At 53.2% G+C, this 16437-nt stretch carries 4 protein-coding genes; all 4 read left to right on the forward strand.

Going from position 1 to position 16437, the window contains the following annotated elements; genetic code table 11:
* The first annotated feature begins 226 nt into the window (after nt 1-226).
* The 4 genes from SH248x_RS12780 to SH248x_RS12795 all read left to right on the forward strand — a co-directional run bounded on the left by SH248x_RS12780 (nt 227) and on the right by SH248x_RS12795 (nt 16217).
* Nucleotides 227-5368, forward strand: a complete 5142-nt coding sequence (locus SH248x_RS12780) for a cadherin repeat domain-containing protein (RefSeq protein WP_459554670.1) — start codon at nt 227-229, stop codon at nt 5366-5368.
* A gap of 549 nt (nt 5369-5917) precedes the next feature.
* Nucleotides 5918-6724 (forward strand): IS5 family transposase, encoded by an 807-nt coding sequence (locus SH248x_RS12785; protein WP_459554671.1) that lies wholly within the window; start codon nt 5918-5920, stop codon nt 6722-6724.
* A 131-nt stretch (nt 6725-6855) separates the two neighbouring features.
* Nucleotides 6856-11637: a cadherin domain-containing protein gene (locus tag SH248x_RS12790; RefSeq protein WP_459554672.1), complete on the forward strand. Its 4782-nt coding sequence runs from the start codon at nt 6856-6858 to the stop codon at nt 11635-11637.
* A 242-nt stretch (nt 11638-11879) separates the two neighbouring features.
* Nucleotides 11880-16217: a pre-peptidase C-terminal domain-containing protein gene (locus SH248x_RS12795; protein WP_459554673.1), complete on the forward strand. Its 4338-nt coding sequence runs from the start codon at nt 11880-11882 to the stop codon at nt 16215-16217.
* Nucleotides 16218-16437 lie beyond the last annotated feature (220 nt).

Genomic DNA, 16437 nt, shown 5'->3' on the forward strand with positions numbered 1-16437 from the left:
ACGATTATCCGCTGGGATGACAGGCCTCAAGTCACATTGGCAGACCCGGATTTAGTTTTGCTCACTAATGTTACAATCGGAATATTCGCTTAATTTGTACATTCATACTATTTTACCATTGATCTGATCAAGAAAGAGTTGACAATCGCACACCCACTGAACAGCCGACATTTAGCCAGTTCACTAATCACATTATTCATCTAATCTCGGCAGGATTAACCTACCCATGAAGAATCTTGGCAACTCGTTTTTCTCTGCATTTGAGCAACTTTATCGAGCACCATCGTCTCTGAAGTCTCGTCGTAGTTTTCGGATGGGAAAGCGGGCTCCTGCAACGGCAGCTCAGATCGGAACCATCTCTTTGCTCGAGCGGAAAGTGCTTCTGTCTGCGATGACTGTTGGCCAATTGATTGAAGGGACGCTTTCCCACCCAGGCGACGTTGACACGTTCCAATTCAGCGTTAGCCAGCCTGGCTGGTATTACATGGACGGCTTGGACACGGATGGTGCAGCTTGGGAGGTTCAGGGACCAAATGGGACCCCGTATGGTTCCGTGACGGGGTCCTCAAATGGCTCGGGATTTACTTACTTTGACAGCATGTTCTACGCTCCAATCGCTGGCGAGTACACATTGACTGTTTCCGGTTCCGGCGATAGTGCAACCTACTCCTTCCGCCTGCTTGACGTCAGCAGCGCCTCCCCGATCACTCCTGGCACAGCATTCAGTGGAACGCTCGATCCTGCTGGCATGTCGCATCTATTCAGCTTCAATGCCACTGCGGGCGATGAATTCTTTATTCAGACCAGTAATTCTGCCAACCCCCAAAATGGCTCTTGGAATCTGATCAATCCGCTCGGACAATTGATTAATTCCTCATCACTGGGCAGCAACGCTTCCACAGATCCGCTGACGTTGACCGGAACTTACACGTTAGTGGTTGATGGATATGAGTATGACTCTGAGGCCACGCAATACACCATCAATGTTGCTCCGTTGGGAAACACCCCCCTCCCGCCATTGACAGGGAGCCCCTTGCCCCTGGGCAGCACCGTCAACGGCTCACTGGCAGAACTGGAAGAGGATGACTATCTCTTCGATGTCACGGCACCAGGATGGTATTACTTCGATGCATTGAGTGGAGATTCCAACGTACAATGGCAAGTTGGGGGTCCTAACGGAATACCTTACTATGGCCCAGCCGGACAATATTACTACGGCAGTGGATTTATCAACAGCAATGGTCTTTTCTATGCCCCAGTCGCAGGTCAGTATCAGCTGACACTCTCTGAGTCTCAAAACGTCCCAAGCGATTATTCTTTCCGACTGCTCAGCTATGGCGCAGCCACGACGATCACTCCCGGTGTCGAAGTAACCGGTGAGCTTAACCCTGCCAGCCAGTCATTCATTTACCAGTTTACCGCCAACCAGGGCGACCGATTCTTCCTGCAGGCGGCGGACTTGAGCGTTTCGTCAAGCGCCTATTGGAGTTTGTTGGATCCGCTTGGAAATGACGTGAGCTCAACATTTCTTACCTATGACCTGACGAGTGATCCCGTCACGTTGAATGGTACTTACACGCTCTTGATCGAAGGCGCTTTCTTTGAAGAAGAAACTGTTCCATTCGCTTTTACCATGTACTCATACCCGCCACTCCCTGCCAGTCCTTTGACATTGGAGACGATCGTTGATGGTTCCATCAGTACCCCCGGCGAAGTTGACAAGTATCATTTTACGGTAACACAGCCTGGCTGGTTTTATATGGATGGCCTGGACACGGATGGAGCAGCCTGGCAAGTTGAGGGACCAAATGGGATTCCGTATGGTTCCGTAATTGGTTACTCATCTGGCTCTGGTGGCACAAATACCGACAGCTACTTTTACGCACCTGTTGCGGGTGAATACGTACTGACGCTTTCAGGCTATGGCGATAGCACTCCAGAATACTCCTTCCGCCTGCTGAACGTCAGCAGCGCGTCCCCGATCACTCCCGGGACGGCATTCAGTGGAACGCTCGATCCTGCAGGCATGTCGCATCTATTCAGCTTCAATGCCACTGCGGGCGATGAATTCATTATTCAGACCAGTAATTCTGCCAACCCCCAAAATGGCACCTGGCACCTGATCGATCCGCTCGGACAGCCGATTATTTATTACTCACCACTGGGCAACAACGCTTCCACAGATCCGCTGACGTTGTCTGGAACTTACACGTTAGTGGTCGATGGAAATGAGTATGACTCTGAGGCGACGCAATACACGATCAATGTTGTTTCATTGGGGAATACTCCCCTCCCACCATTGACAGGGAATCCATTGACCCTGGGCAGCACCGTCAACGGCTCACTGGCGGAGCTCGAGCAGGATGACTATCTCTTCGATGTCACGGCACCAGGATGGTATTATTTCGATGCACTGAGTGGGGACACCAACATCCAATGGCAAGTCACGGGACCTAACGGAATACCTTCCTATGGCCCAGCCGGACAATTTTATTACGGCGCAGGAGCCATTAATAGCGAGAGCCTTTTCTATGCTCCTGTCGCAGGTCAGTATCAGCTGGCACTGTCTGAGTCTCAAAGCATCCCAGGCGATTACTCTTTCCGACTGCTCAGCTATGGCGCAGCCACGACGATCACTCCCGGTGTCGAAGTAACCAGTGAGCTTAACCCCGCCAGCCAGGCATACCTTTACCAGTTCAGCGCCAACCAGGGTGATCTTCTCTATCTGAACGCATCCGAACTGACAGCTGGCTCAAATGCGACTTGGCGTCTGCTGGATCCTCTCGGGGGTTACATCACTGCCAGCAACCTCACCAATGACCTCTCGACATCACCTCTCACTTTGAGTGGTACCTACATGCTTTTAGTCGAAGGATACCTCTTTGACGAAGATCCGATTCCATTCGCCTTCACGCTGTACAATGTCGAGCCGAACATTCAGTCTACAGACATTACCCTTTCTAGCTTGACTGTTGTCGAGAACGTTCCTGTTGGCACGACCGTCGGCCTGCTCGGCTCGACCATCACTGACCTCGGCGACGTGAGCACATTCTCGCTCGTCTCTGGCACTGGCTCGACCGACAATTCGTTGTTTACCATCGTTGGCAACCAACTTCGCACGAACGGCAGCATCAACTATGAAGCCAACTCGAGCCTCTCGATTCGCGTTCGCACCTACGACCAGGGAAGCATTCCTGTCGAGAAGGTCTTTACGATCACTGTCAACAATGTAAACGAAGTTCCTACCAATCTGACGCTCTCTGCAGCTTCGATTGCTGAGAATCGCCCAGTCGGCACGACCGTCGGCAGTTTTACTACGACTGATCAGGATGTTGGCAACACCTTCACTTACACATTTGCTACTGGAACGGGTTCCACTGATAACAGCGCCTTCACGATTGTTGGCAATCAACTTCGTACGAATGCGATCTTTAATCACGAGGCCAAAGCCAGTTACTCGATTCGTGTTCGTACCACAGATCAGAGCGGACTCTCCATTTCAAAGGCGTTCACGATCACGATTTCCAATGTCAATGAACTTCCCACTGACGTGACACTTTCTTCGCTCTCTCTGGCAGAAAACCAACCAACTGTTTCTACGGTTGGCACCTTGACCACAACTGATCCCGATGTTGGCAATACGCACAATTACAAACTCGTCACCGGAACAGGTTCCACTGATAACGCAGCCTTCACGATTTCAGGCAATCAGTTACGAACGAATGGGAGCTTCGACTTCGAGTCCAAGTCGTCATATACCATTCGCATTCGCACAACGGATCAGGGCGGCTTCTTCCGTGAGAAATCCTTTACCATATCGGTCATTGATCTTAATGAGGGGCCTAGCAATCTCGTCTTGAGCAACAGCTCCGTTTCTGAAAACCTGCCCGCTAACACGGCCGTTGGCACCTTGACCACCACTGATCCAGACGCAGGTAATAGTCACAGCTACACTCTTGTCTCCGGCACTGGCTCGACCAACAACGCCGCCTTCACCCTCGCAGGCAACCAACTTCGTACGAATGCCAGCTTCAATTTCGAGGCGAAGTCTTCGTATTCCATTCGTATCCGCAGTACCGATCAAGGTGGCCTGTGGTTTGAAAAAATCTTCACGATCTCTGTCACGGATGTTTCAGAATTGCCCCCTGGCGTAACGGCGTTGACGAATCTTCGTTCCGGGATTGCCGGCACGGACAACGCCACCGGAACCGGCTACACCATGTATAGCCAGCAAAACGTCCGCACCCGCTTCTCAGGACTCGACTCCAACAACGCCGATAACTTCATCAACGTCCGCCTCAACGGTACCCAGTGGCAGTACGACAACAACTCCACCTGGGTCAACTTCACCCCCACATCGACCGACGTTCTCGTCGCAGAACTCGACTTTACTGCCGATACCGTCACGATGCTCGAAGGCAACATCGGAGTGGTCAACGGCATTGTGCAAGGTTACCTTGATGGCGACCTGAACATCATCGCCAACAACTGGAACGGAACCACCAACGCAGGTGAGTACCGGGTCACCGGCACCTTCATCACCTTCGCACCACGCACGTCGCTCACCGGCCTCCGCAACGGCGTCGGCGGCACCGACAACGCCACCGGCACGGGCTACATGATGTACAGCCAACAGAACGTCCGCACCCGCTTCTCAGGACTCGACTCCAACAACGCCGACAACTTCGTCAACGTGCGTCTCAACGGCTCTCAGTGGCAGTACGACAACAACTCCACCTGGGTCAACTTCACCCCCACCTCCACCGACGTCCTCGTCGCAGAACTCGACTTCACCGCTGATACTGTCACGATGCTCGAAGGCAACCTCGGTCTGGTCAACGGCATCGTCCAAGGTTACCTCGATGGCGACCTGAACATCATCGCCAACAACTGGAACGGAAGCCCCAACACCGGCGAGTACCACCTCACCGGAACCTTCATCACCTTCGCACCACGCACGTCGCTCACCGGCCTCCGCAACGGCGTCGGCGGCACCGACAATGCCACCGGCACTGGCTACATGATGTACAGCCAGTCTAACGTCCGCACGCGTTTCTCAGGTCTCGACTCCAACAACGCCGACAACTTCGTCAACGTTCGTCTCAACGGCGCTCAGTGGCAGTACGACAACAACTCCACCTGGGTCAACTTCGTGCCCACCTCATCGGACCGCCTCGTCGCTGCCCTCGACTTCACTGCTGACACCGTGGACCTGCTGAAGGGAACCTTCAGCACCATCCAGGGAATCGCCAGCGGCTACCTCGACGGTGACCTCACCATCACCCCCAACAACTGGAACGGCACCGCCAACACCGGCGAGTACCACCTCACGGGTACCTTCATCACCTTCATGCCCACGATCGCCTGACCCGATTGCTCTGCTGGCAGAACGTGTCCGGACTCTCGTCGCCCGACGCGAGCAACTCGCCTAAGTCCAAACAGGCTCTTTTCCTCAAGGGAGCCTCAAAGACCATAGCATGACCATAGCATGACCATAGCATGACCATAGCATGACCATAGCATGACCATAGCATGACCATAGCATGACCATAGCATGACCATAGCATGACCATAGCATGACCATAGCATGACCATAGCATGACCATAGCATGACCATAGCATGACCATAGCATGACCATAGCATGACCATAGCATGACCATAGCATGACCATAGCATGACCATAGCATGACCATAGCATGACCATAGCATGACCATAGCATGACCATAGCATGACCATAGCATGACCATAGCATGACCATAGCATGACCATAGCATGACCATAGCATGACCATAAAAAACACGCCACGCTTGCCGCGGCGTGTTTTTTTACGCGCGCGGCGCAATCTCCTTGTCCGGCGTAAGTCGTCCTTGAGCTTGTTATTGACTTATCCCCCATGTTCATCCGATCTTACGCGGATGAACACGACACGGACGTCAACCTACCCCAGCCATGTGACCGACGAGCAGTGGGAATTCCTGCTCCCTTACTTAACTCTCATGACCGAAGAAGCGCCGCAGCGTGAGTACTCTCTGCGAGAGGTCTTCAATGCCATCCGCTATGTCGTTCGCACCGGCGTGCAGTGGCGCTACCTGCCCAATGACTTCCCCCCTTGGACAGCGGTGTATCAGCAGGCTCGTCGCTGGCTCCATGCGGGAGTGTTCGAAGCCATTGCTCACGATCTGCGAATCATCGAACGGCTGCTCAAAGAGCGAGACGAAGAACCCTCCGCTGTCATTCTGGATGCCCGCACGCTGCAGTCAACACCGGAGAGTGGCTCACGGGCCGGCTTCGATGGAGCCAAGAAAAAACAGGGCTCCAAGGTCCATGTCGCGGTCGATACGCTCGGAAATCTCCTGGCGATCACGATCACGCCGGGAAACGAACAGGAACGTGACCAGGTCCATGAACTGGCCAGAAAACTGCAGGAGTTGACCAAGGGGCGCGTGGAACTGGCTTATGCGGATCAAGGCTATACGGGACAACGAGCAGTCGAGACTGCCGCGGCTCATGAGATCGAGTTGGAGATCGTCAAGCACACCGAAGCCAAGAAAGGATTTGTGCTGTTGCCAAGGCGTTGGGTCGTGGAGCGAACCTTCGGCTGGCTGGGACGTCATCGACGTCTGGCGAGAGACTATGAACGTCTGACACAGACCTTGGCTGGCTATCACTGGATCGCTTACCTGGGCATCATGCTGCAGAGAATTGTTGTCTCAAGTGCATAACAGGCTCTTGTTCAAGAATTCACAATTCGCTGCAGGGTTTTCATTTTACTTCCTGGGGTTAATCGGTTACTCATGAACGGACGTGATCATCTGCCGGACTCTTTTACCGATTTTGCCTATTCGGAGCTTTTATGCTTTCTCCGGTCTTGTCTGGTTTACTTGCGGCCGCTTTTGAAAAACTTCAGTGTCGCAAGTTTCACGTCGCCAGACGGAGCCGACGAGCCACTCGCCGTCAAAACCGGGCGGGCATTCCCACCTCCCCCGCTTGCCAGATGTCGCTGGAAAGCCGCACGCTCCTCTCGGCAGGAGCGTTTTACTCCGACGTCGCCACGCCGTTTCGTGACATCGATCTGGTCGCCGGGTCCGCTGGCGTAACCGAGGTGCTGACGGCTGTGGACGATGAAACCGCTATCATCAGCCTCGGCAGCCAGAGTTTCAACTTCGGCGGCAACGTCTATTCGGAACTCTCCATCAGTTCGAACGGACTGATTTCTTTCGGCGGCGGATTGATCCTGGACACTAATCAAGATCTCTCCACGCCCTCTACGACTTTCAATCTGATCGCTCCCTACTGGGATGATTTAATAACAAGTGTCAATGACAGCGATTCTGTCCTCTACACCTTTTCGGATATCACCGGCGATGGTGTTGATGATCTGATTGTCGAATGGAATGTGCATCAATGGATCGAGCGGACAAATATGATGACATTCCAAACGATATTGGAACTCGACACCAATGATGATCCGGGGGAGATCATTTTCAATTATGTCGACGTCGACAGCGAATTCTCAGCTCTTTCTCGTGGCGGATTGGCCACCGTCGGCATCAATAACGGAAATGCCCCGGCCCATTCCAACCAGATCGGCTTCAATCAACAAGTCCTCACCAGCGGGACGGCGATCCGCTTCTTCGTGCCGGACTATCAGCCTGGTCGCGGCGTGTTCATGAATGGCTCAACGAGCGGTAATCAAGCCGTCATCTTCGACCTGGCGACCAACGAGACCCTCGCCACGCTAGACCTGGGGACGGGTACTTCGGGTGATGGCGATGTCGTGATCACCGCTGACGGCACACGAGCGTTTGTTTCTTCCGAAACTGAAAACAAGATCTGGGTGATTGATCTGGTCACTCTCACATTGGCCAATGGGGGCGATCCGATCAATGTCTCGATTGAACCAGCGGAACTCGAACTTACCGACGACGGCAAATTCCTGCTCGCCACGGGATTTCAAAATCCGAACAGTGAGATCTCTGTCATCTCCCTGCAATCCCTGCTCGAAATTGACCGTTTCGACTTACCTGCCCCGAGCTATCACTTGGACGTGGCTGCGAATGGGGTCATTCTGGTCGGTTTCAATGATGGAAACATTCGCAAATACACAATCGATGCCGAAGGGACGATCAGCGATAGCAATGCGGTCTATTTCACCAATGACACGTTTGCATTCAATACTGTTCTGTCTCCCGATGGACAATACGCATTTCTGCATTCGAACAACAACATCGAGTTCCTGAATGTCTCAACGATGACGCGCATATCTCTTTTGGGGACTAGTGCAACGGAGGTTGATTCGGTTAGTGTAGTTTTTGCCCCGGATGGATCCCGATTCTATACTCTTTCAACCAACGATGTGGTCCGTGGCTACGAGTTCAATTCCGCAACCGCCGGAATTGGGACAATGTTTCTAACAACAGGTTTGGAAGTATCCGATGCCAACATCACCGGCATCGATCGTCTGGCGATCAGCGACGACGGCAAATTTCTCTACGTGACGCGGCCCACGCGCATGGTCGTCCTTGATGCTATGACGGGAGACGTTCTCGATGAGATTGCCTTGGGCACCGGAGCATCGCTGTGGGGCATCGACATCGATGTCAACACCGACTCTGACGACCAGCGTCATGAAGCCATCGCCGTCGATTCACCGGTTGACTCCTTTATGGACTCCATCGATAGCATCGACGATGTCGATCTCTACCGCTTCGAAGCCTCCGCCGGGCAGACGATCTTCTTTGATCTCGACCTCACTGGCAGCAGTTCCCTGGATCCATTCTTCCGCATCTTCGACCTTCAGGGGAACGTGATCACCACAATCGACGACGGCGCTTCCCCCCCCGGTAACCAGGGCGCACACGTCTTCGACACCGCCGGAAGTTATTTCCTGGGCGTTTCCGCCTACAATAACCTTTCTTACGACTTCTTCACCGGTGAGGGCGACCAAAGCGGGGAGTCGTCAGGTTCCTTTCAACTGACCATTACAGGAATTTCTGAGCCAACGGACATTCATCTCACCAATCCCTCTGTCGCCGAAAACCTGTCCGCTGGCACACCCGTCGGCACCTTCTCCACCACCGACCCTGATTCTGGGGACACGTTCACTTACTCCCTGGTCGCTGGGACTGGTTCGACGGACAATGCCAGCTTCCAGATTGTGGGCGATCAGTTGCGAACAACCGCCAGCTTCAATTTCGAAGCCAAGTCGAGCTATTCGATTCTCGTCAGCACCACGGACCAGTCCGGCATCGTCCGTACGAAACAATTCGACATCAGCGTGACCGATGTCAATGATGTCGATTTAACCAACCTCGGCTCCGGGATCGCCGCCAATGACGCGGCCACCGGCACCGGCTACATCCTCTACAGCCAACAAAACGTCAAGCAGCGCTTCACCGGTCTGCTCCCTCAAAATGCAGATCATTTCCTCGCTGTCCAGTTCAACAACGGCCAATGGCAATTCGCCAACAATGACGCCTGGGTCAACTTCACGCCCACAGCCACGGATGTGCTGATCGCGGAAGTCAACTTCACAGCCGATACCCTCACCATGCTCCGAGGCAACTTCGGGACCATCAGCGGTATCTTCAAAGGATTCGTCGACACAAATCTCGTCATCACGCCCAATGTCTACAATGGCGTCTCCAATGCTGGCGAGTTTGGATTGCAGGGGACTTACATCACCTTCGCTGCCCGCACCCCACTCACGAACCTGCGCAACGGCGTCGGCGGCACTGACAACGCCACTGGCTCCGGCTACATGATGTACAGCCAGCAAAACGTCCGTACCCGCTTCTCGGGACTCGATCCCAACAACGCCGACAACTTCATCAACGTCCGCCTCAACGGGTCTCAGTGGCAGTACGATAACAACACCACCTGGGTCAACTTCACTCCGACCTCCACCGACATCCTCGTCGCCGCTCTTAACTTCACCACCGACACTGTCACCCTCCTCGAAGGCAACATCGGCCTGGTCAACGGCATCGTCCAAGGTTACCTCGATGGCGACCTCGCCATCATCGCCAACAACTGGGCTGGCACCACCAACGCAGGTGAGTACCGGGTCACCGGCACTTACATCACCTTCGCACCACGCACGCCACTGACAAACCTGCGCAACGGCGTCGGCGGCACTGACAACGCCACCGGCACTGGCTACATGATGTACAGCCAGCAGAACGTCCGCACCCGCTTCTCCGGTCTCGACTCCAGCAACGCTGACAACTTCGTCAACGTTCGTCTCAACGGCGCTCAGTGGCAGTACGACAACAACTCCACCTGGGTCAACTTCACTCCCACCTCCACCGACGTCCTCGTCGCCGCCCTCAACTTCACCACCGACACCGTGGATCTGCTGAGGGGAACCTTCAGCACCATCCAGGGAATCGCCAGCGGCTACCTCGACGGTGACCTCTCCATCACACCCAACAACTGGAACGGAAACGCCAACACCGGCGAGTACCACCTCACCGGAACCTTCATCACCTTCGCCCACGTGACGAGTTCATCGCCTCTCAATCTGTCTCTCTCCACGACAACCATCGCAGAGAATCAGCCCTCTGGGACACCCGTGGGGTCCTTCTCCACCATTGATCCCGATACCAACAACACCTTCACCTACTCCCTGGTCGCTGGCACCGGCTCAGCCGACAATCCCTCCTTCACCATCGTCGGCAATCAGCTCCGCACCACCGCCAGCTTCAACTACGAAGCCAAGTCCAGCTACACCATCCGCGTCCGCACCACTGATCAGGGTGGCCTCTTCTTCGAGAAGACCTTCGTCATCTCAGTCACCGATGTCGTCGAACTCCCACCCGGAGCCACCCCACTCACCAACCTGCGCAACGGCGTCGGCGGCACTGACAACGCCACCGGCACCGGCTATATGATGTACAGCCAGCAGAACGTCCGCACCCGCTTCTCAGGTCTCGACCCCAACAACGCCGACAACTTTGTCAACGTCCGTCTCAACGGCGCTCAGTGGCAGTACGACAACAACTCCACCTGGGTCAACTTCACACCCACCTCCACCGACATCCTCGTCGCCGCTCTTAACTTCACCACCGACACCGTCACCCTCCTCGAAGGCAACATCGGCCTGGTCAACGGCATCGTCCAAGGTTACCTCGATGGCGACCTCGCCATCATCGCCAACAACTGGAACGGAAGCCCCAACACCGGCGAGTACCACCTCACCGGAACCTACCTCACCTTCGCACCACGCACGCCACTGACAAACCTGCGCAACGGCGTCGGCGGCACCGACAACGCCACCGGCACTGGCTACATGATGTACAGCCAGCAGAACGTCCGCACGCGGTTCTCAGGTCTCGACCCCAACAACGCCGACAACTTCGTCAACGTTCGTCTCAACGGCACTCAGTGGCAGTACGACAACAACTCCACCTGGGTCAACTTCACACCGACATCCACCGACCGCCTCGTCGCAACCCTCAATTTTACAAGTGACACCGTCACACTTCTCAAAGGAACTTCCAGCACCATCCAGGGAATCGCCAGCGGTTACCTCAACAGCGATCTTACCATCACCCCCAACAACTGGAACGGAACAGCCAACACCGGCGAGTACCACCTCACGGGGACCTTCATCACCTTCATGCCCACGGCTTGATGGTTGTTGGTAACAAATGAAAACACACCAGCACACCACGAAGTCGTGGTGTGCTTTTTTATGCGCCGCAAAATCGTTAGCAAACGAGTTTCCTTGCAGATTTTTAACGCAAACCGTGTTTAAACCTCCGACCACTACTGCTCTAATTAACAGACCCCGTCCTTCGTCGATTACTGCAGACAACACACGATAACTCAGACCGGCTTGACGACACGAGTCATGCCAACAAAGGGCCATGTTCGATGCGACTTCCGTCTCTTGCTCAACTCCAGAAAAACCTGTCCGCAACTGTCTTGAATGCGTTAACTGTCTTGAATGCGTTCGAGCAACAGGCCAAAAGCCGACGACATCGGGTTGCTGAGCAAAGCACTCCAGCGGCTTGCCTGGCTTTGGAATCGCGGGTTCTTTTGAGTGCAGTCCTTGACGTCGAGCCAAATAACACAGTCGACAAAGCCAGTGATTTCGGAGTGATCAACGGAGTACCACGTCAGACGGTTAACGGAACGCTCAGTTCGAATGACATGGTCGATCTTTATCAATTCACTCTCACTGGAAATACTCAAGTTTCTATCCAGCTGTCCGGCCTGACTTCGAATACACGCCTTAGGCTTTATGGTGACTTCGAACCAGATCTCCACCTGAGTGATAACTACGAACAGCTTGAAAGCGTCTTCCTCAATTCAAATACCAGCCTGACGGAAGCACTGAGTGCTGGCAAGTATTTTATTCAGATTCAAAATGTGAATGGCGTTCAACAGAGCTACTCACTGAGCGTTCTGGCAGAGCTGACGATTGACTCGAATGCAGGAAACCGCCAGACGGCTGCCACACCGTTGATCGATGGTGCAGTTCCGATTGAAGATCTGATTCAGATCAATGAACGAGACTTCTACACGTTCACCATCACTCAGGCCTCTCAGATCAAGCTCAACTTTGAGGGGATCAATGGGAACAGCATTGCAGAGCAGCTTCATGCAGATGTTAGCTTTTTAGCATCCGACGGGGAGTATCGCTCCCTCGCATGGATCAATCCAAACACAAGCTACCTCATCGACACGCCAGCACAGCCAGGAACATATTATGTAATGGTCTATTGCGGCCTGGACTATAGTACCAATGATAACGAAGCCGATAACACAGCTTATCAGATCAGCCTGACAACAACTCCTATCGCTAACGCTGCCGATACTGGTGCAACGTTCTCAACAGCGACCAACCTGACCGCAGGCGCACCGCCGATCAAGAATGTGATGCAGGATGCGGATGTTGACGTTTACAGATTTACGCTCGCACAGGCTTCGAACGTCACGTTGACACTTCAGGGGCTGAACGGCGGAATTATCAGCCAGCGACTCAACTACAAACTTTATCGTGATCATGACGGCGACGGTCAACCGGGAACGAATGAACTGGCTGGGCAATACATCACCTATCCTGGCAGTGAATGGGTATCCACAAGCTCCCTTGAACCAGGGACGTATTATGTCTGGGTGACCCAGAACCAATTTGAGAGTAGTCAGGGTTACCGGATCAGTCTGAACACGACGGCGATTCCTGGGGCAAATGATGCAGGGAGCACTTACACAACTGCCAAAACGTTGACCGCAGGAGCCGCTCCTTTTACTGATGTTATTCAAACAGATGACATTGATGTTTACAGGTTTACGTTGACACAAACCTCTCAGGTCGCAGTCGCATTGCGTTCTTTAGGTAATATTGCGAGCGATCTAACCATCACTGCCGCAGTTCTGGCAGATTATGACCAGAACAGTACCTATGACGAATTCGATTTAATCACTCTTACTCGAAGAAGTCCGTTCTCAGAACTCGACCTCAATGAAATCCTCGAAGCAGGAACTTACTATCTTTGGATCACCGGAAATGTGGGTTATCAGATCAGCCTGGATACCTCAGTCATCTCTGGTGCTACGGATGCTGGCAATACCGTCGCCACAGCGACAACATTGACATCCGGGGCAACACCAGTCATGAACGTTGTGGGCGGCAACGATGACTACTACAAATTCACCCTGCCGCAGGCATCTGACATGACTCTCGTCATTCAGGGCTATTCCACGACGCAACTTTCAGAGCCGATCCAGGTTTACCTGTTCCAAGACCTGAATGGCGACGGGGTCGCAGAGAGTTCCGAAATCCTCGAGTCTTATCAGGGCTACGGTCGTATTAATTTTAATGAAGCCCTGGAAGCTGGAACCTATTTCGTCCAGATTTCCGGATTTAATTACTATCGCAATAATGGACTCAGCAGCCCTGCTTACCGGATCAACATGACTGCAACGCCCATTCCAGGTGCTACCGATGCAGGAGATTCTCTCACCAGCGCAAACAGTCTCCAGACAAATGGAACTTTCTATAAGAATGTTGTCCAGACCGATGATACCGATGTTTATCGCTTCACGACCAGCAAGACGATCGACGTCGTCGCCAACATTCAGGGAATCGATAGCAGCACGATCTCCGAAAACATCCAGCTACGTTGGGGAAAAGATTCCAACAATAACGGAATCCTGGATTCCAATGAGATACTTCAAGCACAGAATATTCTCGGACAGTCTCAAATCCAGCAACTCCAACTGACCGCTGGAACCTATTACATCGAGATCACCTCACTGAATAATGCGTGGCATAACAATACTTCTTATCAGATTTCCGTGACAGCCCTTGAACCAGAGATCGAGATCTTCACTGCTCATAATGGCGAGGTTCTCATAGACGATGTTTCGACCGTCGATTTGGGGACAGCATTTCAGCATATCCAGACCAATACTCGCACATTTCAATTCAGAAATACCGGCTCTGGAAGCCTTAGAATTCAGCCAGCAATTCTAACTGGTGATGGTTTTGAAATCGTCGGACAGAATTTACCTGCGGATCTCCTCATTGCACCGGGCATGCAGTTTTCCGTCACCGTCCAGATGAAGAACACCCTGGGCAGTAAAACGGGAACGATCAGGTTCTTCTCCTCTGATGCTGACGAGGGAGACTTCAGGATCAACTTGACGGGGAATGTTGTCCCTCCTCCCACAACTGCCCCGACGAATCTCTTTATCTCAGCTGATTCTGTGCAGGAAAATCAGCTAATTGGAGAATCGGTAGGAACCTTCAGCGCCTTCGACCCCAATGAGGGCGATACCTTTACTTACTCGCTCACTTACGGAATTGGCTCCAACGATAACGCAGCATTCACCATCGTCGGCAATGAACTCCGTACAAATGCCAACATGAATTACGAGGCCAAGTCCAGCTACTCCATTCGGGTTCGCGTAACTGATCAGGGAGGACTGTACTATTCCAAAGCGTTTACAATCTTTGTCACCGATGTCTTCGAGCCTCCTGTTGGCAGCAGGCCTCTCACGAATCTTCGCAATGGTGTCGCGGGAAATGACAACGCGACAGGCAGTGGCTACATAATGTATAGCCAGCAGAATGTTCGCACCCGCTTCTCGAACCTGGACCCTAATAACGCTGATAACTTCATAAACGTCCGACTCAATGGAACGCAGTGGCAATACGACAATAACATCAGCTGGGTCAACTTCACCCCGACATCCACCGATGCTCTCGTCGCCGCCATTGATTTCACGACTGATTCCGTCACCATGCTGAAAGGCAGCTTCGGCGTCATCAACGGCCTCTCGAAAGGCTATGCAGACGGCAACCTGGTCGTCATCGCCAATCGTTGGAACGGTCAGACGAATGCTGGTGAGTTCGGCTTAAGCGGTAGCGACATCACCTTCGCCCCCAGCACGACATTAAAAAATCTACGCAGCGGAGTTGCAGCCACCGACTCCGCGACTGGCACCGGTTACATGATGTATAGCCAGCAAAACGTTCATACTCGCTTTTCATCCATTGATGCCGGGAGTGCCGACAACTTCATCGTCATCCGCAATAACGCAGGGCAATGGCAGTACGACAACAACAGCGGCTGGATTAACTTTACTCCAACGTCAACAGATGTCATCGTCGGCTCCCTCAACTTCGATACAGGCACGACGACCACTGGCAAAGGGAATCTGGGAGTCATTAATGGTATACAGCGAGGCTACCTCGACAGTGACTTGCGCATCAACCCTTACCAATGGGCGGGTGCCTATAACCATGGTGAATTCACCGTCACAGGGACCTACATCACCTTCGCACCACGCACCCCACTCACCGGCCTGCGCAACGGCGTCGGCGGCACTGACAACGCCACCGGCTACGGCTACATGATGTACAGCCAGCAAAACGTCCGCACCCGCTTCTCGGGACTCGACTCCAACAACGCCGACAACTTCATCAACGTCCGTTACTACTCAGGTCAGTGGCAGTACGACAACAACTCCACCTGGGTCAATTTCATTCCCACCTCGTCCGACCGCTTGATTGCATCACTCGACTTCACGCGCGATACCGTCTCACTGATGAAGGGGAACTTCGGCACGATCAATGGAATCGCCGGCGGTTACCTCGATGGAAACCTTTCCATCACTCCCAACAACTGGAACGGAAGCCCCAACACCGGCGAATACCGCCTCGCTGGCACTTACATCACCTTCATGCCGACGATCGCCTGATCGATGGCAGGCATTCGTGAGCGATTTTCTCTTTAAAGCATATGCTCGAAGTCACAAAGCATTGCTCGCTGATAAGAACTCTGAACAGCGCTGCAAGGTGTCGGGAGCATTGGATCGCGAATTGGTCGATTTCGGCACACAAATCCTCGGCCCGCTTTCGAGCCCAGCCGGGGAATCCCGATCTTACCTAAATTCTTCATAATGGCCAATTGAACTCTAG

This window comes from Lacunimicrobium album, assembly GCF_052161635.1.
GTDB lineage: Bacteria > Planctomycetota > Planctomycetia > Planctomycetales > Planctomycetaceae > SXPC01.

Coding starts and splice junctions, on each gene's coding strand:
- SH248x_RS12780 (WP_459554670.1), top strand. CDS start 227: ATGAAGAATCTTGGCAACTCGTTTTTCTCTGCATTTGAGCAACTTTAT.
- SH248x_RS12785 (WP_459554671.1), top strand. CDS start 5,918: ATGAACACGACACGGACGTCAACCTACCCCAGCCATGTGACCGACGAG.
- SH248x_RS12790 (WP_459554672.1), top strand. CDS start 6,856: ATGCTTTCTCCGGTCTTGTCTGGTTTACTTGCGGCCGCTTTTGAAAAA.
- SH248x_RS12795 (WP_459554673.1), top strand. CDS start 11,880: ATGCGACTTCCGTCTCTTGCTCAACTCCAGAAAAACCTGTCCGCAACT.